General features: G+C 54.1%; 23 protein-coding genes. 1 reads left to right on the top strand and 22 read right to left on the bottom strand.

Annotated elements, in window-relative coordinates:
- Position 1 precedes the first annotated feature (1 nt).
- The 19 genes from wcaL to F8561_RS20315 form a co-directional block, all read right to left on the bottom strand.
- Positions 2–1,222 carry a colanic acid biosynthesis glycosyltransferase WcaL gene (gene wcaL, locus F8561_RS20405; RefSeq protein ID WP_014170810.1) on the bottom strand — a complete coding sequence of 407 codons (1,221 nt, stop codon included), beginning with the start codon at positions 1,220–1,222 and terminating at the stop codon, positions 2–4.
- Positions 1,219–2,499 (bottom strand): colanic acid biosynthesis pyruvyl transferase WcaK, encoded by a 1,281-nt coding sequence (gene wcaK / locus F8561_RS20400; protein WP_024908095.1) that lies wholly within the window; start codon positions 2,497–2,499, stop codon positions 1,219–1,221. The genes wcaL and wcaK overlap by 4 nt, the downstream gene beginning before the upstream one ends.
- A gap of 17 nt (positions 2,500–2,516) precedes the next feature.
- A complete protein-coding gene (gene wzxC / locus F8561_RS20395; RefSeq protein WP_151887837.1) occupies positions 2,517–3,995 on the bottom strand; it encodes a colanic acid undecaprenyl disphosphate flippase WzxC in 1,479 nt (492 codons plus the stop codon).
- A 1-nt stretch (position 3,996) separates the two neighbouring features.
- Positions 3,997–5,391 (bottom strand): undecaprenyl-phosphate glucose phosphotransferase, encoded by a 1,395-nt coding sequence (gene wcaJ, locus F8561_RS20390; protein ID WP_014170813.1) that lies wholly within the window; start codon positions 5,389–5,391, stop codon positions 3,997–3,999.
- Positions 5,392–5,453: 62 nt separating this feature from the next.
- Positions 5,454–6,824, bottom strand: a complete 1,371-nt coding sequence (gene cpsG / locus F8561_RS20385; RefSeq protein WP_032680630.1) for a colanic acid biosynthesis phosphomannomutase CpsG — start codon at positions 6,822–6,824, stop codon at positions 5,454–5,456.
- 109 nt (positions 6,825–6,933) lie between these two features.
- A complete protein-coding gene (gene cpsB, locus F8561_RS20380) occupies positions 6,934–8,370 on the bottom strand; it encodes a mannose-1-phosphate guanyltransferase (RefSeq protein ID WP_113656053.1) in 1,437 nt (478 codons plus the stop codon).
- A gap of 3 nt (positions 8,371–8,373) precedes the next feature.
- On the bottom strand, positions 8,374–9,597 hold the full coding sequence (wcaI, locus tag F8561_RS20375) for a colanic acid biosynthesis fucosyltransferase WcaI (protein WP_032678531.1): 1,224 nt from the start codon (positions 9,595–9,597) through the stop codon (positions 8,374–8,376).
- A complete protein-coding gene (locus F8561_RS20370; protein ID WP_072126435.1) occupies positions 9,594–10,073 on the bottom strand; it encodes a GDP-mannose mannosyl hydrolase in 480 nt (159 codons plus the stop codon). Before F8561_RS20370 ends, wcaI begins: the two co-directional genes overlap by 4 nt.
- Positions 10,074–10,075: 2 nt before the next feature.
- On the bottom strand, positions 10,076–11,041 hold the full coding sequence (gene fcl, locus F8561_RS20365) for a GDP-L-fucose synthase (protein WP_014170818.1): 966 nt from the start codon (positions 11,039–11,041) through the stop codon (positions 10,076–10,078).
- Positions 11,042–11,043: 2 nt separating this feature from the next.
- The gene (gmd, locus tag F8561_RS20360; protein ID WP_014170819.1) at positions 11,044–12,165 is read right to left on the bottom strand and encodes a GDP-mannose 4,6-dehydratase; all 1,122 of its coding nucleotides are present in this window, start codon (positions 12,163–12,165) and stop codon (positions 11,044–11,046) included.
- Between the two features lie 24 nt (positions 12,166–12,189).
- Positions 12,190–12,738, bottom strand: a complete 549-nt coding sequence (wcaF, locus tag F8561_RS20355) for a colanic acid biosynthesis acetyltransferase WcaF (protein ID WP_020883264.1) — start codon at positions 12,736–12,738, stop codon at positions 12,190–12,192.
- A 15-nt stretch (positions 12,739–12,753) separates the two neighbouring features.
- Positions 12,754–13,500, bottom strand: coding sequence for a colanic acid biosynthesis glycosyltransferase WcaE (wcaE, locus tag F8561_RS20350; protein WP_014170821.1), 747 nt, complete (start codon positions 13,498–13,500; stop codon positions 12,754–12,756).
- A 16-nt stretch (positions 13,501–13,516) separates the two neighbouring features.
- Positions 13,517–14,737: a colanic acid polymerase WcaD gene (gene wcaD, locus F8561_RS20345; RefSeq protein WP_020883262.1), complete on the bottom strand. Its 1,221-nt coding sequence runs from the start codon at positions 14,735–14,737 to the stop codon at positions 13,517–13,519.
- A complete protein-coding gene (wcaC, locus tag F8561_RS20340) occupies positions 14,712–15,929 on the bottom strand; it encodes a colanic acid biosynthesis glycosyltransferase WcaC (protein WP_014170823.1) in 1,218 nt (405 codons plus the stop codon). The genes wcaD and wcaC overlap by 26 nt, the downstream gene beginning before the upstream one ends.
- Positions 15,926–16,417: a colanic acid biosynthesis acetyltransferase WcaB gene (gene wcaB / locus F8561_RS20335; protein ID WP_014170825.1), complete on the bottom strand. Its 492-nt coding sequence runs from the start codon at positions 16,415–16,417 to the stop codon at positions 15,926–15,928. Before wcaB ends, wcaC begins: the two co-directional genes overlap by 4 nt.
- The gene (gene wcaA / locus F8561_RS20330) at positions 16,417–17,259 is read right to left on the bottom strand and encodes a colanic acid biosynthesis glycosyltransferase WcaA (protein WP_014170826.1); all 843 of its coding nucleotides are present in this window, start codon (positions 17,257–17,259) and stop codon (positions 16,417–16,419) included. The genes wcaB and wcaA overlap by 1 nt, the downstream gene beginning before the upstream one ends.
- A gap of 22 nt (positions 17,260–17,281) precedes the next feature.
- Positions 17,282–19,444 carry a tyrosine-protein kinase Wzc gene (wzc, locus tag F8561_RS20325; RefSeq protein ID WP_020883260.1) on the bottom strand — a complete coding sequence of 721 codons (2,163 nt, stop codon included), beginning with the start codon at positions 19,442–19,444 and terminating at the stop codon, positions 17,282–17,284.
- Positions 19,445–19,446: 2 nt separating this feature from the next.
- Positions 19,447–19,890, bottom strand: a complete 444-nt coding sequence (gene wzb / locus F8561_RS20320; RefSeq protein WP_014170828.1) for a low molecular weight protein-tyrosine-phosphatase Wzb — start codon at positions 19,888–19,890, stop codon at positions 19,447–19,449.
- 6 nt (positions 19,891–19,896) lie between these two features.
- Entirely contained in the window at positions 19,897–21,036 is a 1,140-nt protein-coding gene (locus F8561_RS20315; RefSeq protein ID WP_151887836.1) for a polysaccharide export protein, read from the bottom strand.
- Between the two features lie 692 nt (positions 21,037–21,728).
- Here F8561_RS20315 and F8561_RS20310 point away from each other — a divergent pair.
- Positions 21,729–23,312: a TerC family protein gene (locus F8561_RS20310; protein WP_020883259.1), complete on the top strand. Its 1,584-nt coding sequence runs from the start codon at positions 21,729–21,731 to the stop codon at positions 23,310–23,312.
- 46 nt (positions 23,313–23,358) lie between these two features.
- Here the strand turns inward: F8561_RS20310 and asmA are convergent, their stop codons facing one another.
- The 3 genes from asmA to udk form a co-directional block, all read right to left on the bottom strand.
- On the bottom strand, positions 23,359–25,209 hold the full coding sequence (gene asmA / locus F8561_RS20305; protein ID WP_032680627.1) for an outer membrane assembly protein AsmA: 1,851 nt from the start codon (positions 25,207–25,209) through the stop codon (positions 23,359–23,361).
- Positions 25,210–25,231: 22 nt separating this feature from the next.
- Positions 25,232–25,813 (bottom strand): dCTP deaminase, encoded by a 582-nt coding sequence (gene dcd, locus F8561_RS20300; protein WP_020883257.1) that lies wholly within the window; start codon positions 25,811–25,813, stop codon positions 25,232–25,234.
- A 91-nt stretch (positions 25,814–25,904) separates the two neighbouring features.
- Positions 25,905–26,546 (bottom strand): uridine kinase, encoded by a 642-nt coding sequence (gene udk, locus F8561_RS20295; protein WP_020883256.1) that lies wholly within the window; start codon positions 26,544–26,546, stop codon positions 25,905–25,907.
- Positions 26,547–26,830 lie beyond the last annotated feature (284 nt).

The raw sequence follows: 26,830 nt of genomic DNA, 5'->3' as shown, positions 1-26,830 counted from the left end.
GTTACAACGTTTGCAGCAGGCTCGCTAACTGGCGATTAATCACCTGCTGGTTAAAATCTGCTTCAACTTTTTGTCGGGCGTTGTGGATAACGGGCTCCAGCGCCTGTTGGTCGATGCCGCTAAATTCGGCTAAACGATCCGCAAGGGCCATCGCATTATTCTCCGGTACCAGCCAGCCGGAGTAATCAGACTTGATTAACTCCGGGATCCCGCTGTGCAGGGTCGACACCACCGGAATACCGACGGCCATCGCCTCCATTAACGCAACCGGGATCCCCTCCATATCGCCATCGGCGCCGGTCACGGAAGGCAGCAGGAATACATCCGCCTCATCCAGCATGGCCTTCACCTCGTGGCTTGGCTTAAAACCTGGCATCTCCACGTAATCTTCCAGCTGATACTGTTCGATAAGCGTGCGAAGACGACGCTCCCACGGGCCAATACCGAGAATGCGATAGCGGAAATCCACGCCGCGCGCTCGCAGCTGGCGGCAGGCTTCGATGGCGACGTGCAGACCTTTTTTCTCCGTCAGACGCGCAACAGAGATTATCTGCAGCGGTTTTCCCGGCACCTTGACCGGGCGGCGGGTAAAGCGCTCTAAATCCACGCCCATACGCGAAACGGTGATTTTTTCCTGCGGACAGCCCATGTTTTTCAGACGCCCGGCCCACAGGTCGCTGATGGGCAGCATCATGTCGCCACGGCGGAAAAGCTGCTGATACTCCGGCGTGTAGTGGTTCAATACCTCGCGGCTGGAGATGTCGATACCGTGGAAGATGGTCGCAATCTTACCGTCAATCACCCCCAGCTCACGCAGTTTGGCGGCGGTCACGCCCGCCGGGCCAAAGTGAGCAATAAACACATCGGCGCGGTACGGCTGCGCCGTTTGACCACAAATGGCAGAAAGGATCAGGTTGCGCGATTCCGCGCCATAGCGGGAAACATTCAGCGCGCGCCAGGTCGACGCACGATGGATCCCGCGTAAGGTCTGGCTGGCCCGGTGGCGCAGCTTATTTACTCTTCCAGAGGGCTCGTCCTGCAGCCAGCGGGTTTTCGCCTCCAGTCCATACTGCGTATACGCCGCATGGGTATTTTGTGTATCGCCCTTTTGCAGGGCGATGATCTCCACGTCGTATCCCATATCGATAAACGCGGTGATTTGGTTCAGCACAAAGGTTTCAGACGACAGCGGAAATTTCAGTAAGAAGAAACCAACCTTCATTTCCCCTCCCGGACGCGGTCGAGCACCGATTTCACCATCCCAATTCCCTTCTCGCGCTCGGCTTTCACCGCGACGGCCAGGCGTTCATTGATGGCAGGCAATTGCCCCAGGGTATCGCCCACCATCGCGCCAAGCGAACCATCCAGTAGATGACGAATATCAACGGCCATTTCAGGCATGCCAAGCTGCTGCATAATACCGGCTGACTTGTGCTCGTAGTTAATCGCAATGGCCGGCGTGCCAAAGTTCATCGAAATGATCGCCGAGTGCAGACGCGTGCCCACGGTGAGGTCACAGGCTGAGAGCAATTTGCCCATCTCGAGGTCGTTCAGTTCGTCCATTACTACGTGATAACGGGACGGATCGTTTACCAGGTTGCGCAGGTTCAGCGCCACCATGCGGTCATCTTTGTTATAGCTGTCGATGCCGGTACAGGTTGAAAGCGCCAGCACCTGGTATCCGCTGTCCAGCACGCGGTTAACCACGTCAGCAAACGCTTTCTCATACGCCGCCTGGGTGGTGCCTAAACGTTTATCAAACGGTGCAAGTTCGCGCAGGGTGATGGCGACCGTTTTCTGTTTCGCCGCCACGTCCAGCCAGTGCTGCACTGCGTAGCTCGCCTGGAAACTGTCGTCCTGATGATCCACCAGCCAGGCGGTGTCCACCCCGTGTTCCACTTTCGAAGTGTCAATCTCGCTGCGTTTCATCATATCGAGGCTTACCGACTCACGCAGGATCAGGGCATCGCAGTGGCCGAAGACATAGTTTGCCAGCTGGTTAAACTGCGGATCCTGGAACGGCCCGACGCTGTGACCAATCATAAACAGCGGTTTTTTCGCCATGAATGTGCAAAGTGCGTGCTCAAACTGCGGCACACCGTAAAGATCGACGAAGAACGATCCGCCGACCTGAATAATGGCGTCGTAGCCCGACAGCAGTCGAACGAAATCCGTGAAGCCCTGAGCAATGGCGATGTTACGCAGCTTGCCGGTATCAGTTACACGGGACAGCAACACCTGGTGCTGATAGCGACGGCGCAGAACTTTCTTCACGCGTCCCATCACGCCGGCAGCGTTGTTGTGCTGCTTCATCTGGCTGTAGAGCGGGTCGCCCATTACCGGGCGGTTCAATAACCAGGAAGAGCTGACCGGATAACGGCTCATCACGTCCACTTCAGTCTCAGGCTTAAGGGTGTTAATCGCATCCAATAAACCGCGCAGAATGGCGCTGTCGCCACGGTTGCCGCAGGTATGGTTGCCAAGAATAAGTAATTTCATAATGGCCTCTTAAATAACTAGCCTGCGCGAAGCAGCGTTTTCATTTTTTCGTTACGGCAAAACTGGCGCTTCATCTCCACCACCAGCGCATTACGTGACAGCACAATCATCACGCCAAACGCCAGTGCACCTGCTGCGACCTGTATTGCCAGCATGGCCGCGAGCGGCAGATGGCCAGTGAGCACGATGCCCAGGCCATAGCTCACCGCAAGGGTAGGCAGTGACAGATAAAACGGCAGCCACAGGCTCAGAATGTACTGCCGGTAGCTGGAGCCCAGCACCGGCTTGATCATCACGAAGTAGCTCAGAACGGTGTTGATGATCTGCACCAGCAGAAAACCAAGCGTGACCCCAATGGCGCCGGCCATATGTCCACCGACGATAATCGCCGGAATAAACAGGAACGTTTTAAACACGTTGAATTTGAAGCTGATATCAACCCGCGCTTTAGCCATCAGCAATGAGCCAATCGGGTTGCCAACGGATCGCAGCAGCCCCACCACGCACAGCAGCTGCAGGACCGGGATAATGCTGTTCCACTTCTCGCCAAACACCAGCGGCACGAAGTTGCTCGAGACAACCATCAGCCCCAGCAAAACCGGGAAATTGATAATGCCCACCACAGAGAGCAGCTTGTAAAAATTGACGCGCAGCTTCTCGGTGTCGTCCTGAATTTTGGCGAACGCCGGGAACAGTACGCGGGTGATAATCGGGTTGAGCTTCATTGGTGGTACTACCGCGACGTTGTACGCCAGGTTGTACCCGCCCGCGACGCTCGCCCCGAGGATGCGTGCCAGCACCAGCGTGGAGAGGTTAGTGTTGACATAGTTGATGATGCTGTCGGCGGTGAGCCACGCGCCAAAACGCAGGTTGGATGACACCGAAGCGAGAGAGAAATGCAGCCCAGGACGGTAAATCTTGCGGCCAAAGTAGCCGAACAGCAGCGTACGCACGGCAGAGTTAACCAGATATCCGAGGATAGCGGTCATGGCCAGCGGCCAGAAATGGGCGCTGACCACGGTAAAGGTAAACCCTGCGAGAACGGCGCTGGTCTCGATCATCCCAATCTTGTTGAATTCCAGCTCTTTCTGCATCAACGCGCGGAACTGTTGCCCGTGCGGGATCACCACAAAAGCAAACGAGAGCGTACGCATCAGCGGTGCCAGATCGGGGTTGTGCAGCACGCTGGCGATGGTATCGCTCAACAGAAACACCAGCACGAAAACGAACACCCCCAGCCCAACGTTCAGCCAGTAGAGCGTGGTCAGTTCCAGAGGGCTGATCTCTTTGCGCTGGATAATCGAGTTAGCAATGCCGAAGTCAGACAACGTATCGGCCAGCGCGATAATCACCAGCGAGACGGTCAGCAGACCGAACTGGTGGTTATCGATAATGCGCGCCAGCACCGTCATCTGCACCAGACCGAGGCCAATGATGACAATGGTCGCCATCGCTGACCATTTGGCGCCGCTGATGGTTTTTTCACGTAAGCTCATCTTAGTACGCCGCTTTGTTCACGAAACCTTTGAAGATGGTCAGAAAGACGATCTTGATATCGAACCAGAGGCTCCATTCACGGATGTACTCCAGGTCGAATTCGATGCGTTTTTCCATTTTTTCCAGCGTGTCGGTCTCGCCGCGCCAGCCGTTGATCTGCGCCCAGCCAGTAATGCCTGGCTTCACTTTATGGCGCAACATGTAGCCTTCAATCAGCGAGCGGTACTGTTCGTTGTGAGCCACGGCATGGGGACGGGGTCCGACAATCGACATGCCACCGGTAAAGACGTTGATAAACTGCGGCAGCTCATCCAGCGAGGTACGGCGCAGGAAGTTCCCCACCCGCGTAACACGTGGATCGTTCTGCGTCGCCTGGGTTACGACCTTGTCGTTCTCCATCACCTTCATTGAGCGGAATTTCCACACCATGATAGGCTTACCGTCCATGCCGTAGCGGGTCTGACGGAAGATAACCGGGCCCGGGGAGCTCAGCTTCACCGCCAGGGCAATGCAGCACAGCACCGGGGAGATCAGCAGTAAGATCAGTGAAGAGAGCACGATATCTTCCAGGCGCTTGAGCACACGATTGATACCCGACAGCGGGGTGTCATACAGCGGTACGACCGGCACGCCGTTCACTTCTTCAATACGGGAGTGGAGGATGTTAAAGGTAAAGACGTCCGGGATCAGGATCACCGAACAGGTGGTATCGGCCAGTTCACGCATCAATTTCTTGATGCGGGATTCATCTTTCATCTGCATCGCGATGTAGACGTTATGAATTTTGCCGGCTTTCGCGTCCTCAATAAGCTGTTCGTAATTACCAGCCCAGTCTGAAGGCACGCCGCCAGGCTTCGCGTCGTGATAAATCCCGACCACTTCAAAACCTAACCATGGCTCTTTGCGGAAGCTATCGAGAAGCACCTTCCCTACCGGCAAATCCCCCGCCACGGCGACAAAGCGACGGTTATAACCGCGGTTACGCAGCCAGCCGGCACCAAAACGGATCAGGGTGCGGCATACCACCATGCCGACGCTGGTAATCAGGTACCAGCACAGATACGTCACCAGGCGATTATCAAAATCATGGCTGAATGCCACCAGCCCTGCGCTGAAGATCAGGCTTAATGTCCAGTTCTGCAGCAACAGCATCAGTTCGGTGGTCATTTTCACACCACGCCACGAACGGTAGAAGTCGGTCATCCCCCCGATCATCTGGAACACAACCAGCGCAATCAGCGCCATGAGCAGATGCATGTAGAAGAAGGATTGCCCGCTTACCCAACTCACCACCCATAATCCGCCGACCATGATGGTGATATCAGAAAAACGCTGCACCATGGAGATTAACGATGCATTCGTTCTCGCTCGTTCGCGTTTTTTTAGATTCGTCATCGTTGTTCCTTTAGTTCAACACCTGCCCCCTCACCCCACATCAGGGTGAGGGGGAAAGCTATTTACTGATTCAACAGCGCCAGAATGTCCTTCGTTCGCGCTTCCATCAGCGCGGTATCCGCGCGGGATTCCACGTTCAGGCGCACCACCGGCTCGGTATTTGAAGAGCGCAGGTTAAAACGCCACTGCGGGAACGCCATGCTGATGCCGTCGGTACGGTCAATTTCCAGCGCATGGAGGGCAAAATGCTGCTCCACGCGGGCAATGGCCTCGGCCGGCTGCGCCAGTTTGCTGTTGATTTCGCCACTTGCCGGGAAGGCCGCCATGCGGTCGCGTACCAGCTCGCCAAGGGTCTGCCCTTTCAGACACAGCAGCTCGGTCACCAGCAGCCACGGGATCATCCCGCTGTCGCAGTAGGCAAAATCACGGAAATAGTGGTGGGCGCTCATCTCGCCGCCATAAATGGCGTCTTCTTCGCGCATACGCTCTTTGATGAAGGCATGACCGGTTTTGGACATCACCGGCTGGCCGCCCGCGGCGTTCACCACATCCACGGTGTTCCAGGACAGACGCGGATCGTGAATGATCTTCGCGCCCGGGTTCTTCTCGAGGAACGCTTCCGCCAGCAGACCGACAATGTAGTAGCCTTCGATGAACTGGCCTTTTTCGTCGAACAGGAAACAGCGGTCGAAATCGCCGTCAAAGGCGATACCCATATCGGCACCGTGTTCGATGACCGCGTTACGGGTGTCGTCGCGGCACTCCGGCAGCAGCGGGTTCGGGATACCGTTCGGGAAGTTGCCGTCCGGGGTGTTATGGACCTTAACGAAGGTTACCGGCACGTTCAGGGCCTTAAAGCGGGCTTCGAGCGCATCCACCACCGGGCCGGCCGCGCCGTTACCGGAGTTGATCACCAGCTTCAGCGGTTTCAGGTTTGCAACGTTGATGTAGCCCAGCAGGTGGTCGATGTACGCTTTACGCAGGTCGATCTGCTTATAGCTGCCGCGTTTCGCTTCATTCACCGGCGGGAAATCGTTAGCTTCGGCGAGACGCTGCACGTCACGCAGACCGGTATCGCCGCTGATAGGACGCGCGCCCTTGCGCACCAGCTTCATACCGTTGTAGTCCATTGGGTTATGGCTGGCCGTCACTTCGATACCGCCATCCACGCCGAGGTGGAAGGTGGCAAAGTAAATCTCTTCGGTGCCGGACAAGCCGATATCCAGCACGTCCACGCCCGCATCCTGTAGCCCTTTTGCCAGCGCCAGCTTCAGGGACTCACTGGTCAGGCGCACATCGCCGCCCAGGACAATCGTTTGTGGCTTAAGATATTCGCCGTATGCGCGGCCAATGCGCCACGCAATGTCTTCATTCAGCTCTTCGCCCAGCTTGCCGCGAATATCGTAGGCTTTAAAACAGGTTAATTTTTCCATGATGACCCCTTTTTCAGGCAACAGTTGGCCCGCCCGATTAACAGGCAAATTTGTTTTTATTCATTCGCAGGCCGGATGCGCGAAACGCTATCCGGCTTTAGAGACGGCGCTATACCCGCCCGTAACGGTCCTGGAAACGGACAATATCGTCTTCTTCCAGGTACGAACCGGAGCGCACTTCAATTAAGTCGAGAGGAATTTTCCCCGGGTTTTCCAGACAGTGCGTGGCTCCCAGCGGAATATAGATTGACTCGTTTTCGCCCAGCAGTTTCACTTCGCCATCAATCGTGACTTTGGCGGTACCCGCCACCACGACCCAGTGCTCGGCACGGTGGTGGTGCATCTGTACCGACAGCCCCTCCCCCGGTTTAACGGTGATGCGTTTCACCTGGTAACGTTCACCGGCATCGATGGAGTCATATTTGCCCCACGGACGATACACTTCGCGGTGGATATGGTGTTCATGGCGACCATCGGCCTTGATCTTCTCCACCACTTTTTTAACGTCCTGCACGGCATTACGGTCAGCAATCAGCACGGCGTCTTTCGTCTGTACGACCACCAGATCCTTCACGCCAACTGTGGTCACCAGACCGGACTCGGCGTAGATATAGCTGTTTTCCGTTTTGTGGCTGATAACATCACCGTGATGGACGTTACCCTCCGGGGTATGAGCGCTGATCTCCCACAGGGAGGACCAGGAACCAACATCGCTCCAGCCCGCATCCATCGGTACCACAACGGCATCGGCCGTGCGTTCCATTACCGCATAGTCAATTGACTCTTCCGGGCAGGCGAGGAAAGACGCTTCGTCAACACGGATAAAATCGAGATCCGGATCCACTACCGCCATCGCTTTCTCGCAGGCGTCCAGAATATCCGGGCGATATTTGCGCAGCTCTTCCAGGTAGCGGCCAGCGCGGAACAGGAACATCCCGCTGTTCCAGTAATATTCACCGCTGGCCACATACGCCTGCGCGGTTTCCAGATTCGGTTTTTCGACAAACTGCGCCACGTCAAACGCTACGCTGTCGCCTTCGCCAGGGGTCACATTGCCACGACGAATATACCCGTAGCCGGTTTCCGGCAGGTCCGGCACGATGCCGAAAGTCACCAGTTTGCCGTTTTCGGCGTAAGGAATAGCCGCGCGTACCGCCTCGCGGAACGACTCTTCCTGTTGAATAACATGGTCTGCCGCCAGAACCAGCATCAGCGGATCGCAATCCGGGCTGCTGCGTTTGGCCGCCAGCGCCGCCAGCGCAATCGCGGGGGCGGTGTTACGTCCGGCAGGCTCCAGAATGATATTTTCTGTGAGTTTGTTCAGCTGGCGCAGCTGCTCGGCGACAATAAAGCGGTGTTGTTCGTTACAAATCACCACCGGGCTTTCACACTCCACACCCTGCAGGCGGTTAACCGTCGTCTGCAGCATGGTGAGCTCCCCTTTCAGGCAGAGGAACTGTTTTGGATAGAGCACGCGGGACAGCGGCCACAACCGGCTACCAGAGCCACCTGCCATCACAACCGGATACAAAGTGGTTTGACTCATGATTTATCCCCGTATATCTGCAATAAATTGGCTCAGCACGTTCTCTTTCTCGAGCGTGCGTTCGGCATATTCACGTGCCACCGTGTTCGTTTTTGGCATGGCAAGTGCCCGTTCAATGCCAGTGACCAGCGCCGGGACCGATTCCGGTTCCACGCAAACGGCGATCCCCGGATAGCTGTCGCACAGCTGGCCTAATTCTGTTTCGGCTTCCGCCGTGATCACCGCGTTACCGCCCACTGCCAGAATGTTGGTCAGCTTGGACGGCAGCACCGCGTCTGCCGCGCCGCGCTTTTGTACCACCAGATGGCAGTCGCCCATCTTCAGCAACGCAGGCAGTGCCTCGTAAGACTGAAGCGGGAAAAATTTCACGTTCGTCAGGCCGCGGTCGTTGGCCATTTTTTCCAGTCGCGCTTTTCCGCCGCCCTGCCCGACGATGACAAACATCCAGGGTTGATGGCTCAGTTGCTGTGCGGCGTCGATGACGCTCTCCAGCCCCTGCTTCTCACCGATGTTGCCTGAGTAAAGAATGATTTTTTGGTCGTCAGGCAAACCGAGCTGAGCGCGTAGCGCCTGAGCGTCACTGTCTGTCACGTCGCGAAAACGCGCCACTTCAGACCAGTTGGGGAAAAAGATCACTTTTTCCGCCGGTACGCCCTTCTCCTGCGCTTTGTTCATCATTGAGCGCGAGATGGTCGAGACATAATCCACGTTATGCAGGCCGCTGCGCTCGAAGGCGCTGGCGAGTTTCGCCACCTTCCCGCTCTTACCTTTACCTGCCATTCCCAGGCCGAGCATGGCGTCCACTTCATAATCCTGAATGTGAAGCAGCGTGCGCGCGCCGGAGAGTTTGCCCAGCAGGCGCATGCCTGGGGTGCAGAACAGCGTTGGCACCACACCGATAATGCGATCCGGCTTCCAGCGACGTTGCGCCATCAGCGGGAAGAAACTGCTCAGGGCAAAGCTGCCCAGATGAAGTAACCGCTTCAGCGTTGAGGGCTGTTTCGGCACGTACAGCGGGCAACGCCAGACGGTCGCGGCACCCTCTTCGCGACGGTAGCGCCAGCCTGAATAGCGCTCACCTACTTTCCATTCCGGGTAGTATGGCGGCGCGGTAATGACCCGCACGTCATGTCCCTGGCTCGCCATCCACTCGACCATTTCGCCGGTGTATTTACCGATGCCGGTTAACTCCGGCGAATAGTTGATTCCGTACACCAGAATTTTCATAAGCCCGGCACTCCGGACTGACGATCGGCCAGGAAATAGGCACGACTGTTGTCATGCACATTGTCACTGGCCAGCAACGCCTCTGGCGTCTGCCAGCGGTAGTCGTCATGCTGAGAATCAGGCAGACGCAGGTCTGCCTCACTCACCTTCAGGCGAAAACCGAGCACCACATAGTGCGTGGTGAAACCGGTGCCCGAAAAGTTATCGTCATAGAAGTGCTGCCAGACCCCGTAAAACTGGCCTGCCGCCATCGGCAGTTGCAGGCCCAGTTCCGCCAGAGTGAGACGCTCAAAAGCATTTTCCAGCGTCTCATCCTTCTGCACGCGCCCGCCGGGCACGAACCAAAAGCCCTGTGCAGGACGGTTGGTTCGTTTTCCCAGCAAGAACTCGCCGCGTTCGTTCTCCACCACCAAATCAATTGAGATGAGCGGAGTGGAACGCACTACCGTGGCAAAATCTTCCTGACTTAAAAACATCATTACCCCCGGAAGCGGTGCTGGTTTTCAAGGAACCACTGGTAGGTGCTTGCCAGCCCCTGCTCCAGTGATACCTCGTGATACCAGCCCAGCTGATGCAGACGGGTCACGTCCAGCAGTTTGCGCGGCGTGCCGTCCGGTTTGGTGGCGTCAAAGACCACGCGGCCTTTGTAACCCACCACCTGCGCGATGGTTTGCGCCAGCTCGCGAATGGTGCAATCCACGCCAGTACCGACGTTAATGTGCGACAGCATCGGTTCGGTGTTTTCCTGCCACACCTCACGATCCAGCTCCATTACGTGAATGCTGGCAGCCGCCATATCATCCACATGCAGGAATTCACGCATTGGCGTACCGCTGCCCCACACCACCACATCCGGTGCATTTTCGGCCGTTGCCTCGTGGAAACGACGCAGCAGCGCCGGGATCACGTGCGAATTGCTCGGGTGGAAGTTGTCATGCGGTCCGTACAGGTTGGTCGGCATCACCGAACGATAGTCGCGGTTATACTGACGGTTGTAGGATTCGCACAGCTTGATCCCGGCAATCTTGGCAATCGCATACGGCTCGTTGGTTGCTTCCAGCGTGCCCTGCAGCAGTTCGCTCTCAGCGATCGGCTGCTTCGCCATTTTCGGGTAGATACAGGATGAGCCGAGGAACAACAGCTTATTCACGTTGTGCAGATGCGCTGCGTGAATGATGTTGCTCTCAATCATCATGTTCTCGTAGATGAAATCCGCCGGATACGTGTTGTTGGCAACAATGCCGCCCACTTTCGCCGCCGCCAGATACACCTGGTCAATACGTTCACTGGCGAAGAAGTCCTGTACCGCTTTGCTGTCGAGCAGGTTCAGCTCGTCACGGGTACGGACAATCACATCGACATCACCGCGCTGTTCAAGCTGGCGAACAATCGCGGAACCCACCATTCCGCGATGACCCGCGACAAAAATACGTTGTTTTGTCATTCTCAGGACTCCAGCGCGATGGCAACCTCGTAGCCATGAGACTTGAGCAGGGAGTGTTTTTTCGCTGCTTCAAGATCTTTGGCAACCATCTCGGAAACCATCTCCTGCAGAGTCGTTTCTGGTTTCCAGCCCAGTGTTTCGTGTGCTTTGGTTGGGTCGCCCAGCAGGGTTTCCACTTCAGCAGGACGGAAGTAACGTGGGTCAACCTGTACAATCACGTCGCCCGGTTTCACGCCCGGTGCGTCATGGCCGGTTACGGAAACCACGATGCCTTTCTCTTCCACGCCGGTACCTTCGAAGCGCAGTTTGATACCCAGCTGAGCGGCAGCCATCTCAACGAACTGACGTACGGAGTACTGCACGCCGGTTGCGATAACGAAGTCTTCTGGTTTTTCCTGCTGCAGCATCATCCACTGCATTTTTACGTAGTCTTTGGCATGGCCCCAGTCACGCAGGGAATCCATGTTGCCGAGGTGCAGGCAAGATTCCAGACCCTGTGCGATGTTAGCGATAGCGCGGGTGATTTTACGGGTAACGAATGTTTCACCGCGACGTGGGGATTCGTGGTTGAACAGAATGCCGTTACAGGCATACATGCCGTAGGATTCACGGTAGTTCACGGTGATCCAGTACGCGTACAGTTTCGCCACGGCGTACGGAGAACGTGGGTAGAACGGGGTAGTCTCTTTCTGAGGAATTTCCTGCACCAGACCGTACAGCTCAGAGGTGGATGCCTGGTAGAAACGGGTTTTCTTCTCAAGGCCGAGGAAGCGAATCGCTTCCAGCAGACGCAGCGTACCCATTGCGTCAACGTCAGCGGTGTATTCCGGAGATTCGAAGGAGACTGCAACGTGGCTCATCGCGCCCAGGTTGTACACTTCATCCGGCTGCACTTCCTGCAGAATACGGGTCAGGTTGGAAGTATCGGTCAGGTCGCCGTAGTGCAGATGGAATTTCGGGTTCGCCGCATGAGGATCCTGATAAATGTGATCCACACGTTCGGTGTTGAATGAAGAAGCACGACGCTTAATACCGTGTACTTCATAACCTTTTTCCAGCAGCAGTTCTGCCAGGTAAGAACCATCCTGTCCGGTAACGCCGGTGATGAGAGCGACTTTAGACATGTTTATATTCCTCTACTTATGAATTTAATCAGTTTCAACGCGTTCGCGTATCACCACTGCGGGGTTGCCACGGCAAATTTTATTTGCCGGTAGCGATTTAAAAACGCTGCTGCGGGCACCGACTACCGTGCCATCGCCAACAGAAACACCAGGTGCAACAAAAACATCTGTCGCCAGCCAGCATTTTTCGCCAATCACAATCGGAGTGGCAGTAATATCAAAATGCTGACTCATAAAATCGTGACTGCCGGTGCACAAATAGCACTTCTGTGAAACCACCGAATTTGCACCAATCGTAATATCGCCAAGGGTATATAACACCGCGTCATCCCCTACCCACGCATAATCCCCAAGCGTTAATTTCCACGGGTAGGTAATTTTTACCGACGGGCGAATGACTACGTTTTTTCCGATTTTTGCGCCAAACAGACGCAATAAAAAAGCTCGCCAGCGGTAAAGTATTTGCGGTGACCAGGCAAATAAGGTGGCCTGTACTGCCCACCACAACTGCACTTTAATACCGCTCCCGCCCCGAAAGCCTTTCGGCACGGAGAAACCTTTAAGATCCTGCATTACGTTTCCTTATATTCAGGCTTTGTTATATAAGGTTTTCGTTTTACCCGTGGTACGCAGACGTAATAAATAAGATAATTCCGCCCAGAACCCCGGCACGCCTAATATTTTACGCTGCACATTTCTGGCATCCTGGCACAGTTCCAGATTATTAGACGTTGACACGCCGCCCATTGAAAATTCAGATACCAGCCCTTTAATTCGACGGAACGGGTAACCTGATTTATACAGGCTGGCGGTCAGCGCATAATCTGAAGAAACTTTATACTGCAGATCGTAAGGCTGTTTTTTCAGACCTTTTACCGGGAAGAAAATGGCCTGATGGCTGGCAGGCAAACTGTGGTAGATATACCAGCCGGGTTTCGCACTGCGGCAAACTTTATGGCCATCGCCAAAATCGAGCAGCGCGTCGCCAATGTACATCGCATCCTCTTTCTGGCGCGCCAGCTGACGGGCAAATAACGCCACATCCTCATGGAATACGTCACCGGAATTCAGGAAGATGGCATAACGGCCTTGCGCCATGTCGATGCCTTTATTCATCGCATCGTAGATGCCTTTATCTTTCTCGCTGATGAAACGTAAGTTGAACTCACCGTTGAGTTTTTCCAGAAACTCCGCCGTACCATCGTTCGAGCCGCCATCGACCACAATCCACTCAAAGGTGAGGCTTGGATCGCGCGCCAGGTTGCGCAGCGAGCGCCAGGTTTTTACCACCCCTTCGTAATTACGAAAAGCGACAGTAATGACGCTAAGAAACATAAATCACCTCATTTCGTCATACGTTCGTAATATTAAGCGCTTTGCGCAGAATAAACGGACAGACAATCAAGAAAGCATATTCCGGGCTAAATATTGACCCGGTAAAAAACAACGACACCGGTGTAAACAGATAAAGCTGCACGCGAAAGTTCTGGTTATCACCAAACGCGTTAATCATCATTTTGAAAACTTTAAACAGATACCACAGTGTCAACAGTACGGCGAACCACGAAAAATAGATAATTAACAGATACAGGCCATTGTCTATGGTTTTACCGACATCCGCACCGTTAAAGATTCCGAATGATGCAACATATTCGTAAAGTGAGCCGAATCTTACTACACCATCGATATGGGTTAAGGAATAACCCACCATCACCAGTGGACCAATGATACGATAATAGGATGACGAGCCTTCGGTTCCCAAATCTCCCAGGCGTTCTGAGATGTATGGGAAGGCAAATATCACGCCAACCATAAATACTGTCAGAGAGATAATCGCCAGCGGCAGTTTTTTCTTAATCGCATCTTTGTTCAGGTACTGGAACGCCCACTCCAGCAGGTAAAACAGGATAAATGTCATTACCCCTGAGAACGATCCTGACAGAACAATTCCTGCAAGAATCATAGCATCGGTCTTAGGGGTTTTGATACCAAACTGTTTGATGCTGAGCCAAATTGAGATTAGTGCCAGAGCAAAAAACGCCGGTTCAAAATAGAGGGCTGTCGTACGCTTTCCGCCAAACTTGATGAAGTTCAATACATAGCTGTTACTGTAAATGAGATATTTCGAAATTATCTCCATCAGGCTACTGCCACCGGTCAAAATAATTTGCGCCATTTCCAGTGCAGCAAGCATAACAATTAACGCAACGGCAATATAAAAGAACCTAAGGATTTTCCGATAATTGTGTGGCGAAATAACCTTGAAACGAATACTCCAGACCATGCCAATAATAATGACGATATAAACAAACAGCATGGTGGAGGTGACGTATTTACTGGCATCCAGAGACTGACCAAAGATGTAGTTAAATAGCGTCAGACCCACGCCCAGCCCTAAGGCCATCATCAGCTTCTTGAGGTTGATTTTGTCGACATACAGCAGAAGCAGAACGGGCAAGAAGGTCACTATGGTTATCGGGAAGCTTTCGCCAAGCTGGGCAATTTTGACGTTGACCAGCAGGTAAATCAGCGGCAGCAGCAGATAACTACAGACTCTGATAGAACGAGACATATTCCTCCAGCATCTGTTGTCCACTGTAGGCCTTGCGGCTGCGGTTGCGGAACGATTCCAGGTCGGTACCAAAAACGGCCTGCGCGATCTGCGCCTTCGGCAGTTGCACCAGAGGCAGCACCTCATGCTCCGCAAACGTGGTCCCGCCCGATTTTTCCAGCACTTCACGTGCCGCATCGCTGTGGGTGGCAATCACCGGCACACCGATGGAGAGCGCTTCGCACAGGATCAGCGGGTAGTTATCCACGCGCGAACTGAATACCAGCGCATCCATCCCATTGAGGGCGCTCATCAGTTTGCGCTTGTCTGTTTCAAACCCGTGATTCACCACGTTAGCCCCTTCGAACGGCGAGAACTTGCCGAAGGTGTGCAGTTCAATCTTGTCACCCAGCGCCATCATGTCGCGCACCAGCTGCTGATTGGTTTTGCCGTCGTAACGCAGGTCATGCGCAACGATAGCGATTTTTGGTTTACCCGGGGTTTCTGCAACCGGGGTAAGTTCGGCCAGAATCGCTTCCGTCGCCACGTCGATACCGTTATTGATGATCTGACAGCGCCCTGCCCCATACAGACTGTTAAAGGCATCGGCCACGTGCTGGCTTGGGGAGATGAACGTACAGCCGAGCGAGAGCATGTCGCGGAACAGCTGGCGCTTTCCGGCCACCAGCTGATGGGCACGATCCACTTTCACCGGCGGGTAGTTGCTCAGCGTCGGGCACTTCTGGCAGTTGCTTTTCCAGCCTTCACACCCGTCGGTAAAGGCGCAGCGACCGGTCACGCTCCAGTGATCGTGCAGCGTCCAGACGAAGCGGGTATCCGGTTTGTGGGCCTGCACCTTCTGGCAAAACGCCACCACCTCTTCCAGGTTCAGCCAGTAGCTGTGAAGCACATGGAAATGCAGTACAACCGGCCCCTGGGAGCGCGTCACGGTGCGATAAAGGGTATTAAGATTGCCAAACAGATCGCGGTTAAACAGGCGGAACAAGGCAATGTTGGCCACGGAAGTCAGGCGCGGCGTGTGCTTATGCACCTGCGGGTAGTTATCGTGGCTGACGCTTTTCTTACCGCCTTTGCCATAACCGTAAATAAAACGAGACTGAAGTCCTTTTTGCAGCGCGCGCTGATGAAGATCCAACGCCACACCGGCCGCCCCGCCCTCTGCGAGACGGACGTTAAATTGCAGAATGTTCATTTGATCACCTTCACGCGGGCTTTCTCACCCACCACCAGCGCGTTATCCGGAATACTGTCCAGCACCACGCTCCCTGCGCCTATCGTGACGTTGTTACCAATCGTGATGTCGCCAATGATGACCACGTTCGCGCCCAGCTCGACGTTATTGCCAATCACCGGGCAGGCCAGGCTGTCGGGCCCACGGTTACCGATGGTGACCGCGTGGCGAATAGTGAAATCATCACCGGCTACAACGAATTTGTTGATCACCACGGCATAACCGTGATGAATGGTAAAACGGCGACCAATGGTGGCAGCGGCCTGAATTTCATAACCAAAAAAACATTCAGTAATGATGCGGTACAGCACCAGCACCGGTGCTGCCCAGAGATTGTTTAAAACATTTTTCTTGCGCCACACCGAGCAAAAATGCGCGATGCGGTACGCCAGAACCATGCAGCACGGGCGCAGGCTCCAGCTGTTAGCGCGGCAATCTTCCAGAAACATTATTTCCCCCGAAGTCCATCAGCCAGACGCTTGCCGTTACGCACGGACAACAACGTGAGCAACGTGCGCCAGTTCATGCGCTTATTGCGGATCTGATAGAGGGTAAACAGCTGATACTTCCGGCTGGCACGGTCGAACTTGTCCTTGTGCTTGCGGTAAAAGTGGAAGTAACCAGAGAATTTCTTCGGCGACGAGGTGATTTGCATCTCCCCGTGATTGATATGCAGGATCTGCGTCGCCTCTTCCACCTTCCACGGCTCGCCATACTCCATCACCATGCGCAGGAAGATGTCGTAATCCTGCGCAGCCTTCAGCTCGGTATCGAACAGGCACTCCTTAAAGCGCCACGCCCAGGTAAAGACCTGATTACCAATGATGTTGCGTTTATAGAACAGGCGGCGTGAGTAAGGCGATTTCGGATACAACGGCAGGCTGGCAGGCTGCGAGTAAACTTCACCCTGACAGACATAGTCGTTGGCATACAAAAACGCATGCGTCACCAGCTGTGCTTTGTGCGACAGGAAGATCGACAGACGGTTCGGCGTCCATTCGTCATCGTCGTCGATGCCGGTCAGATACTGGCCTTTAGCCTGCATAATCGCCTGGTTACGCACCGCGCACGCACCGGAGTTAATCTCGTTGTGCGTGTAAACCACGCGCGGGTCGTTAAGGTCAGTCACAAACTTTTGCAGCTGTTCGTACGAGGAAGAACAGTCATCAACGATGATCAGTTCCCAGTTATCGTAATCCTGTCGCAGCACAGATTTTATTGCGCGGATCGCCAGCTGCTGACGATTCCATGTCGGCATATAAATAGAAACTAAAGGGCGTTGTGTAGTCATGGTCTTCCCCGAAAGCTAACGATTAGTGACTGTCAGACTTGTATTCGTACTCGTAGTAACCGTAGTCCTGGTAACCGGTCGCACGACGGAAGATGGAGTTCAGGATCACCCCTTTCACTTCAATTCCGTTTTGCTCGAAGCGGCTCAGGCTGGTTTCCACTTCCTTCAGCGTGTTCACCGCGTAACGCGCCACCATCAGCGTGGTGCCGGCATGGCGGCCCACAATGGCGGCATCGGTCACCGCCAGAATTGGTGGGGTATCAATCAACACCAGGTCATAGTTTTTGCTCGCCCACTCCACCAGCTCGCTAAAACGTTCACTCATCAGCAGCTCTGATGGATTCGGCGGCACCTGACCACGCGGAATAAGGTCAAACTTCGGCACCGTCGTCGGTTTTGCACTCTGGCTAATCTCACCTTTGCCCAGCAGGATTTCCGACAGCCCGTTGACGTTATTGGTACCCAGCAGTTCGTGGGTATAGCCCTTACGCATATCACAGTCGATCAGCAGCACCCGTTTATTGGTCTGGCTCACCACCGCCGCCAGGTTGGCACAGACAAAGGTCTTACCAATTGACGGGCTGACACCGGTCAGCATCAGAACATTGTTTTTGGCCTGCATCATGGCGAAGTGCAGACTGGTACGCAGACTACGAATCGCTTCGATGGCCAGATCGGTTGGGTTACCCACTGCCAGCAGCTGACTTTGTTTGTAACGCTTAACGCCTTTGGTGGTTTTGACGCTGTCACGCGATTTTTGCCACTCCGACAGCGGGATGCTGGCGTAGACGTTGATACCGCTCTCTTCCAGTGCCTGCGGGCTTTCGATTCCACGGTTGAACAGCGAGCGAAGCAGCACGCCAACGATGGAGAGGATAAGACCCAGAATAATGCTGCCGAGAATGATGAGGGCTTTCTTCGGCTTCAGCACCCCAGGCTGGGTGATGGCCGGGTCAACGATGCGCACATCACCAACGGTACTGGCTTCGGTGATTTTCAGCTCCTGCTGTTTATTCAGCAGCTGCATGTACACCTGCTGTCCGGATTCCACATCGCGGGTCAGACGTACGATTTCCTGCTGCGTTTTAGGCATCGCAGTGACGCGGTCGTTGAGTTTCGCTTTCTCTTCTTCCAGCGTGCGGCGTTTCTCGAGCAGCGTACGGTAAGCCGGGTGACGCTTGGTATAAAGCTTGGAAATTTCCGCCTCTTTGAAGGTCAGCTCGTTAAGCTGCGCATCAATGTTAACCATCGAGTCGAGAACGGATTTCGCTTCCAGCGGCAGGTCGACAGAGTCTTTATCCTGACGATAGGCGTTAAGCTTGTTCTCGGCATCATCCAGACGGGCGCGGACTTCCGGAAGCTGTTTAGCGAGGAATGCCAGGCTTTTCGCTGCTTCAGCCGATTTACGCTCAACGTTCTGCTCAAGATAGTTACGGGTGATGCTGTTGAGGATGTCGCGGATCTGATCCTTATCTTCACCGGTAAAGGTCATGCTCAGGACACCGGTGTCCTTGCCGTTTTCGGTGACGGTCAGGTTGTTCTGCAGATTGTTAATCATTCCCAGCGTGGAGAATTTGGTCACGGTAAATTCACCGCCCTCCTGGGCGTGGATCGCGCTGACCATCATGCTGACACCCTGTTTCGTCAGCATCTGCCCCACCTCACCGCGCGCGCTAAAGCCCGCATCGCTGGTTAACTGGTACTGTTTTGGGCCTAACACCGTCAGGGTAAAGGTCTGATCCGCGCTTCCTTTTGGCAGCACAAAGTCAGTCACTTTGACCGTGTCGTTGCTGCGTCCCATCAGACGGTCCCAGCCGGCACCAAAGATCGGGAAGGTATTTTTGGTGACGGAGATATCAAGGCCGAGGTCGTGAACGGTTTTACCCAGAACCAGGCGCGACTGGATCAGCTGAATTTCCGCATCGGAGGCCGGCGGTTTGTTCGCCAGTGCGGAGCCAATGTCCTGCACCAGCGAGTTACCGGTATTCTGCTCAATCTGCACCAGCGCATCGGCACTGTAGATGGGCGTCGCAAACAGCGTATAGACGACGGCCGCCGCGGCAAACACGGCGGTGATCCCAAGCACCCACCACTTTGCCTCTACGACGGTGCCGACCAGGCGACCAATATCGATTTCATCACTGCCCGAAGTCGGGGCGGCAGAAGGTTTTGTTTTTTCTGTCATTGTTATCCCTGCTGAGCTTTCAGTGCCTGCGCCCACTGACGGGCAGACTGGTCAAGTAAGGTGTATACCGCCTCGAAGGCCTCATGGCTTTTGCGATATGGATCGGGGATTTCGCGTTCATTGTCCCAGTGACCAAACAGCATCACCTTGCCGCGCATCTCCGGTGCGATATCACACAGCGCATGGATATGGCGTTTTTCCATCGTCAGGATCAGGTCATACTCCCGGCACATACGGCCGGTGACCTGACGGGCGATGTGCCCGTCGAGAGAAAGGTTATGATCGCGGGCCACGCTCGTTGCGCGCTCATCGGCACCTTTACCGACCAGCGCACCCAGCCCTGCGGATTCAACGGTCAGTTCGGGCTGGTAGAGTTTCAGCAGCCGTTCAGCCGTGGGGGAACGGCAAATGTTCCCCACGCATACCACCAGAATTTTGTTAAACATCGCGGATTACCAGGTATGAATGTCGCGCGCCGTATCCGTCATGTAGCGAACGCCACTGATGGTTGGCAGCAACTGGTTGATCAGACGGTTCCAGCGGGCAACCGGTGCGGTGGTGACATACACCACATCGTATGGCTGGAGACGGAACTCCGTTGCCATCACCAGAGACGTCGCATCGGACATATCCAGCTGGTAGATGTTGGCAATCTTGCCTTTCACACTGCCCTCACCTTTCAGCGGACGGATCACGAAGATACCGGTGGCGTTGGAGGTGGTCAGATCAATACCCTCTGCATTACCCAGCGCTTCGGTCAGGGTCATGCCGCTGAAGTCCATTTTGAGGGTGCTCTGTTTCTTAACTTCGCCCATCACGAACACTTTCAGATCGTCATTGCGCGGTACGTAGAGAATGTCGCCCGGATAGAGCAGACGGTTCTGAGTCAGGTCACCGTTTTGCATCAGCGCCTGCAGCGAAATGCGCTGCTCTTTGCCGTTGTGTGTCAGAACCACGTTGCGCCAGTCGGCACCGTCGGTTAAACCGCCGGCGGCGTTAATGGCATCCAGAACGGTCAGCGGTACGTTGGTGATGGCCTGTTGACCGGATTTATTCACCTGTCCGGAGATATAGGCTTTTTGCGAGCGGAATGCGGCGATATTAACGTCCACCTGCGGATCGGCGATGTACTGCGCTAAGCGGCCGGTAATATCACTGCGGATTTCGGCGAGCGTTTTCCCGGCAACGTGTACCTTGCCAATATAGGGATAGAACATGGTGCCGTCTGACTGTACCCAGTTACCGGTGTCGCTTGAGCTACGGTACTGGCCCGCTGGTGTGGTCAGTTCAGGGTGGTCCCAGACGGTGACGTTGATGACATCACCCGGCCCCACGCGGTACTGGTAGGAGGCAATCTCCTGATCCAGAGACATATTTGGCTGAGCAACATTCGGACGTGGACGTAATTGTTCGACCAGACGTGGCGTGAGTGGATAAACATTCACCATTTTGTCGAGATCAAAATCGGCATCCTGCTGCTTGATCACATCCTTACCCATTGTTGACATATTGCTGCCGGGAAAGACCGTACAACCACTCATCAAGGTCACAGACACCAATAATGGCATCAATTTCATTTTGGATTTCATCATTGATTATTTATCACTTTGGCAGAGTAATTATCCTGTGCAATTTAAAATAAGCCGGGTCGTATTGGGTTTCAGCATGCAGTTAATCAAATAGAAATATAACTGGCATCAGTCCTAAAAAAAGCTTATTCATCCATTGGCTATTGACAGAATAATCGAGGCTGATTCACACGCTTTCAGGCACGCTACCGCCCTTGGCTTTCAGTTACCAATCCACTGACTAAACAATGTGTTATGGATAGACACCCTCTTGAACAAGGTCTTCTGGAAATATATCAGCCGCAAAAACGCCCGACGGATAATCAATAACCATTCCTGAAGACCGAAACAATAATAGCAACAAGGAGATTTAACATTTGATGCTGGAGGAATTGTTGCAGCTAACCTAATAGCAGGCAAGGAGACAACTGTCCTAATAACTGTTTTTAAGATTAATATTAAGAGCAAAGTTTTGACCTTTTAGGATTTTCTTTATATTGACAAAGCAACAATAAAAACCATTAATTGCGATATATCCTAAAATGTACTGTGCGTAATAAAATATACGTAATTACCTTATTTACAGCGCCAGCGTAATGCTCTCTTTTTGTTCGGCCTTATTAAGAGAAATCTCAGCCCGGCATTGCAATTTCCCGCCGCTTTATCCATGATCGAAGTGTGACATTCGTCATATAACAGAAGGTATTGCTATTACTATGGAATGGATTGCCGATCCATCAATCTGGGCCGGACTGGTGACGCTGGTTGTCATCGAATTGGTGCTCGGTATTGATAATCTGGTCTTTATCGCCATCCTCGCCGAAAAACTGCCCCCTTCTCAGCGTGACCGCGCTCGCGTAACGGGCCTGCTTTTGGCGATGGTGATGCGGTTGCTGCTGCTGGCCTCTATCTCCTGGCTGGTCACGCTGACACAGCCTCTGTTCTCCGTTCACGGCCTGAGCTTCAGCGCCCGTGACCTGATCATGCTCTTCGGTGGGTTGTTCCTGCTGTTTAAAGCGACGGTTGAACTTAATGAGCGGCTCGAAGGCAAAGACAGTGAAAACCCGACCCAGCGACGCGGGGCAAAATTCTGGCCTGTGGTGGCGCAAATCGTGGTGCTGGACGCCGTCTTCTCACTGGACTCGGTGATCACCGCCGTCGGGATGGTTGACCACCTGGCCGTGATGATGGCCGCAGTGATCATTGCCATTACGCTGATGGTGATGGCAAGTAAAGCTCTGACCCGGTTCGTTAACAGCCACCCGACCATTGTTATTCTCTGCCTGAGTTTCCTGCTGATGATTGGCTTTAGCCTGGTGGCAGACGGGTTTGGATTCCACATTCCGAAAGGCTATCTGTATGCCGCCATTGGTTTCTCAGTAATGATTGAAGCGCTGAACCAGCTGGCGATATTCAACCGTCGCCGCTTCCTCTCAGCAAATCAGACGTTACGTCAACGCACGGCCGACACGGTCATGCGCCTGCTGAGCGGGAAAAAAGAGGATGCAGAACTGGATGCGGAATCCGCCGCGATGCTTGCCGATCACAGTGACGGGCTGATCTTTAATCCGCAGGAACGACTGATGATTGAGCGGGTGCTCAATCTGAATCAGCGGACGGTCAGCAGCATCATGACATCACGGCATGACATCGAGCATATCGACCTGACGGCACCGGAGGAGCACATTCGCGCCCTGCTGGATAAAAACCAGCACACCCGCGTGGTTGTCACCGGCGGTGAAGAGGAAGAGGAGTTGCTCGGCGTGGTGCACGTCATCGACCTGCTGCAACAGCAGCTGCACGGTGAAGCACTTAATCTGCGTGCCCTGGTACGCCAGCCGCTGGTCTTCCCTGAAGGACTGCAGCTGCTTTCTGCCCTTGAGCAGTTTCGTAACGCGCGCACTCACTTTGCCTTTGTGGTGGATGAATTCGGTTCCGTTGAAGGACTGGTCACGCTCAGCGACGTCATGGAAACCATCGCCGGTAATTTGCCCAACGAGGTGGATGAGATTGATGCGCGCCACGACATCCAGAAAAATGCCGACGGGTCGTGGACGGCGAACGGCCATATGCCGCTGGAAGACCTGGTGCAATATGTGCCGCTACCGCTTGATGAAAAACGCGAGTATCACACTATTGCCGGTCTGCTGATGGAATATTTGCAGCGTATCCCGCAACCGGGAGAAGAGGTTCAGGTGGGCGACTATCTGCTTAAAACGTTGCAGGTTGAGAGCCACCGTGTACAGAAGGTGCAGCTCATTCCACTGCGGGATGAAGAAGAACTGGACTATGAGGTTTAGTGAGTTGTTTTGCCCGGTAGCATGTGCGCTACCGGGCGCTCGGGCATCAAAGCTTATCTAACAGCTTCTTCACATCCTTCCCTGACTGAGAATCTTTATTCCGATCCGCCCAGTCGTTCAGACGACGTTTCGCTTCGTCCTGCAGATGTTTGCGCAGGATCTGATCCACCTGAAGGCTGTAATTCAGCGCCTGCCATTTGCCATAGACAGTGAGTGGAACCGGCGTCTCTTTAAGGAAGTCGATCAGTTTACTTTCACCCTGCCAGCCGGAAAGTACCCGCACGTTAAATCGGGTATCCGCCGTCTCTTTCACCAGATCCAGCTTACCTTCACCGGTTAACGACAGGAGTGAAGAGGTCCCCTGCATTCCGTCGAGAGTGAGCTGCCCGTTGTCCAGCGTCAGGTCAGTGGTAAAGCTGTCGAGGCGCGTTGCGCTGTCGTAGTTTTCCTGGGCTTTAACATCACTGCTGCGCTCCACCGCCTGCTGCACCAGCTGCTGGAAGTTAAGCCCTTCCATACGGGAATCTTTCAGGTCAAGATGAGCCTGCCCCTGCCATTCGCGGCGGAAAGCCTCAGCATCAATCTTCGTCCCCGAGAAGTCACCCGCCAGCGTCAATTGGCCCGTTAAGGAGATCGGGTAATTAAAGGCTTTAAGGATGGTACCAATCTCAACGTTGTCGAGACGCGGCTGGAATTCGGCGCTGGCCGTCTCTTTACGCACGTCCAGCGTGCCCGGCAGAGAAAGATGTCCGGCGCCCATTTTGCCGCTCAGTTCGGAGATCACCAGCAAACCGTTATGGTTAAACATCTGGCTGCTCACGTCGGTAAAATCGATACCGCGCCAGCGCAGGCTGTTAGCTTTCAGTAAGATATCAGCCGTGAATCCACGCAGACCGTTATAGTCTGGCTGATCAAGACTCGAGGAGATGACCGGACGCGGCTTGGACGGCTGGCTTTGCCCATTCTGAGCGGCGTTCCCGTCGGTTGCACCCGCTGGCTGAGGCGGAAGTAAGTTCTCCAGATTGAGCTTGTCAAACTGCAGATTCATTACCCACTTCGGCTTCTCCTCAAGCGTGACGCTCGCCTGCCCTGTCAGACTGCTGTCGTTCGCCTGCAGATTGAGGTTATCCAGCTCAAGCTGTTTTTGCTCTTCGCGCCACACGGCCTGCAGCGTTCCCTGACCGGTGATCCCCTGGGCAGGAAGATCGGCTCCCGTCAGTTGCCAGTTCAGCTGCTGAATATCCGCCGTGAGCTGATGGGGGTAATCTGAGGCATTCACGTTGGCGTTCAGCGACAGATTCAGATCGCGCTGATCGCGGTTCAGCCTTCCGCTAAACTCCAGCGAGGCAATATGGTGAGCGTCCTGCTCCATCTTCAGGTTGATGTTACGGACGGTTACCTGCTCGTCGGACTCATGCTGGAAAACCAGCACGCTGTCGGCGACTTTCAGTTTGGCTATATCAAATGACCAGCCCGTATCCGTCGGCTCGTCGGGCAGCGTATTTTCCCGCGGGGCGACCGGCGCATCCGAGTCACGCACGGCTTCAGTTTGCGGCGTCAGCTGAATCACCGCCCCTTTCAGCATCACCTGGTCGACCTGCAACTGGTGTGAAAAGAGCGGGATCAACGCCACATCAAGACGCATGTTATCGGCAGAGACCAGCGGCTGGGAGGCACCCGGCGCGGTTAACGACATGCGGCCTGAGAGAATGCTGAGTTGCGGCCAGACGTGCCAGCGCAGCGGCCCATCAAGCTTCAGTTGATAACCACTACGCGCTTCGACCTGCCGCACCATGTAAGCACGGAAATCATTAGGGTTAACAAGCAGGACTAACGCCGAAAGGCCAGCAACCAGAACCACCAGCAAAATCATCAGCGTTGTCAGAACTCTTCTCATAGCATCCTCAGTGGACTAACGATCAGTCTTTATCAATACGGCTCGCGACCGCACCCTGCTGGTCGCGATATTTAGCGTCCTGACGGCGGTTATAAGGACGATCTGCCGGACCGGTTAGCGGTTCAAAACTCAGCGCACCGATCATCATCCCCGGACGCAGTGCCAGAGGCAGTTTACCGGCATTGAAGAACTCGAGCACGATACGGCCCGACCAGCCTGGATCGATACGGTGCGCGGTCACGTGAACCATCAGCCCCAGTCGCGCCAGAGAAGAACGGCCATCGAGCCAGCCGACCAGGTCCGCAGGCAGCGTCACGGATTCATAGGTCACCGCCAGCGCCAGTTCACCCGGATGCAGATAAAAGGCTTCGCCCTCGTCAATAACGATTTCATCACTCATCACGCGATCAAGTGCGGCGCTGACTTCATCCTTCGGCCCGCTAAGGTCGATGAACGGTGCGGTATGGCCGCTAAAGGTGCGGAATTTATTTCCCAGACGCACATCAACAGTTACACCATTGATACGCTCCACGGGTGGACGTGGTGTAATAGACAGACGGCCTTCATCCAGCCAGGCTTCAATATCGCGATCACAAAGACGCATCGCACTTTCTCCTTTCATGCATCGTACCCTGAAGCCATAAAGACTCAGGGCAAAACCAGGTTATCCCTGAACGGTACACAATTCGCGCGGCTTATTCAAAAAACTGGCTGATTTTCGCTTTTAAGATATCAATGGCTATGCGGTTTTTACCGCCGCGAGGCACGATGATATCGGCGTATTGCTTGGATGGTTCAATGAATTGCAGGAACATCGGGCGGACAGTTTTCTGGTATTGCGCCATCACGGAGTCCATCGAACGTCCACGCTCATTGACGTCACGCTTAATGCGGCGCATCAGGCAGATATCCAGCGGCGTATCGACGAAAATCGAGAAGTTCATTGATTCACGCAGACGGGAGTCGGTCAGAAGCAAAATACCTTCAAGGATAATGACCTTCTTCGGTTCGATACGGATCGTTTCCTGCGTACGGGTATGTTCTACATAACTATAGACGGGAAGTTCAATTGCCTGGCCGCTTTTAAGTGCTTCTAAATGCTGGAACAGTAAGCTGTGATCCATCGCATTAGGATGGTCATAGTTAGTTTTTACGCGTTCTTCCATCGACAGATGGGATTGATCTTTGTAATAGCTGTCTTCGGGAATGACGCCGATATGCTCATCACCAACTTGTTCACGCAGTTCGCGGTAAAGCGTACTGGCAATAAGACTTTTACCTGAAGCCGATGCGCCGGCGATGCCTATAATGACGCACTGATGAGACTTATCAGTCATAAATTTAGCGACCTGATTAACCTGGATGTTAAGGAAGGACGACGCCGGAGCGTCAAACGCGGCAATTATAGGGATTTCGCGGGCATGATACCAGTCGAAAGCGCAGGTTCTGCGAGACAGGGTGAAAAGCGACGAAATGATCCCTTTGTGAAATTTAAACGCACGTTTTTTCAGCGTTTGCCGGGGATTTTTTACCGAGTAACTATTTAATAAGTCTATGATGTCAAATTATGAGCAGTCGCCATATGAATTGTAAATTGTTTGTACTAGCATAAACCAAATTA

Origin of the sequence: Enterobacter sp. 198 (assembly GCF_009025585.1) — a bacterium.
GTDB classification, from domain to species: Bacteria; Pseudomonadota; Gammaproteobacteria; order Enterobacterales; family Enterobacteriaceae; genus Enterobacter; species Enterobacter ludwigii.
The sequence above is the reverse complement of the archived record's forward strand: the minus strand, read 5'-3'. Positions and strand labels throughout refer to the sequence as shown.

What these genes read in the sequence shown, in the direction of transcription:
- wcaL (WP_014170810.1), bottom strand. Translation starts at nt 1,222, where the DNA reads ATGAAGGTTGGTTTCTTCTTACTGAAATTTCCGCTGTCGTCTGAAACC.
- wcaK (WP_024908095.1), bottom strand. Translation starts at nt 2,499, where the DNA reads ATGAAATTACTTATTCTTGGCAACCATACCTGCGGCAACCGTGGCGAC.
- wzxC (WP_151887837.1), bottom strand. Translation starts at nt 3,995, where the DNA reads ATGAGCTTACGTGAAAAAACCATCAGCGGCGCCAAATGGTCAGCGATG.
- wcaJ (WP_014170813.1), bottom strand. Translation starts at nt 5,391, where the DNA reads ATGACGAATCTAAAAAAACGCGAACGAGCGAGAACGAATGCATCGTTA.
- cpsG (WP_032680630.1), bottom strand. Translation starts at nt 6,824, where the DNA reads ATGGAAAAATTAACCTGTTTTAAAGCCTACGATATTCGCGGCAAGCTG.
- cpsB (WP_113656053.1), bottom strand. Translation starts at nt 8,370, where the DNA reads ATGAGTCAAACCACTTTGTATCCGGTTGTGATGGCAGGTGGCTCTGGT.
- wcaI (WP_032678531.1), bottom strand. Translation starts at nt 9,597, where the DNA reads ATGAAAATTCTGGTGTACGGAATCAACTATTCGCCGGAGTTAACCGGC.
- F8561_RS20370 (WP_072126435.1), bottom strand. Translation starts at nt 10,073, where the DNA reads ATGTTTTTAAGTCAGGAAGATTTTGCCACGGTAGTGCGTTCCACTCCG.
- fcl (WP_014170818.1), bottom strand. Translation starts at nt 11,041, where the DNA reads ATGACAAAACAACGTATTTTTGTCGCGGGTCATCGCGGAATGGTGGGT.
- gmd (WP_014170819.1), bottom strand. Translation starts at nt 12,165, where the DNA reads ATGTCTAAAGTCGCTCTCATCACCGGCGTTACCGGACAGGATGGTTCT.
- wcaF (WP_020883264.1), bottom strand. Translation starts at nt 12,738, where the DNA reads ATGCAGGATCTTAAAGGTTTCTCCGTGCCGAAAGGCTTTCGGGGCGGG.
- wcaE (WP_014170821.1), bottom strand. Translation starts at nt 13,500, where the DNA reads ATGTTTCTTAGCGTCATTACTGTCGCTTTTCGTAATTACGAAGGGGTG.
- wcaD (WP_020883262.1), bottom strand. Translation starts at nt 14,737, where the DNA reads ATGTCTCGTTCTATCAGAGTCTGTAGTTATCTGCTGCTGCCGCTGATT.
- wcaC (WP_014170823.1), bottom strand. Translation starts at nt 15,929, where the DNA reads ATGAACATTCTGCAATTTAACGTCCGTCTCGCAGAGGGCGGGGCGGCC.
- wcaB (WP_014170825.1), bottom strand. Translation starts at nt 16,417, where the DNA reads ATGTTTCTGGAAGATTGCCGCGCTAACAGCTGGAGCCTGCGCCCGTGC.
- wcaA (WP_014170826.1), bottom strand. Translation starts at nt 17,259, where the DNA reads ATGACTACACAACGCCCTTTAGTTTCTATTTATATGCCGACATGGAAT.
- wzc (WP_020883260.1), bottom strand. Translation starts at nt 19,444, where the DNA reads ATGACAGAAAAAACAAAACCTTCTGCCGCCCCGACTTCGGGCAGTGAT.
- wzb (WP_014170828.1), bottom strand. Translation starts at nt 19,890, where the DNA reads ATGTTTAACAAAATTCTGGTGGTATGCGTGGGGAACATTTGCCGTTCC.
- F8561_RS20315 (WP_151887836.1), bottom strand. Translation starts at nt 21,036, where the DNA reads ATGATGAAATCCAAAATGAAATTGATGCCATTATTGGTGTCTGTGACC.
- F8561_RS20310 (WP_020883259.1), top strand. Translation starts at nt 21,729, where the DNA reads ATGGAATGGATTGCCGATCCATCAATCTGGGCCGGACTGGTGACGCTG.
- asmA (WP_032680627.1), bottom strand. Translation starts at nt 25,209, where the DNA reads ATGAGAAGAGTTCTGACAACGCTGATGATTTTGCTGGTGGTTCTGGTT.
- dcd (WP_020883257.1), bottom strand. Translation starts at nt 25,813, where the DNA reads ATGCGTCTTTGTGATCGCGATATTGAAGCCTGGCTGGATGAAGGCCGT.
- udk (WP_020883256.1), bottom strand. Translation starts at nt 26,546, where the DNA reads ATGACTGATAAGTCTCATCAGTGCGTCATTATAGGCATCGCCGGCGCA.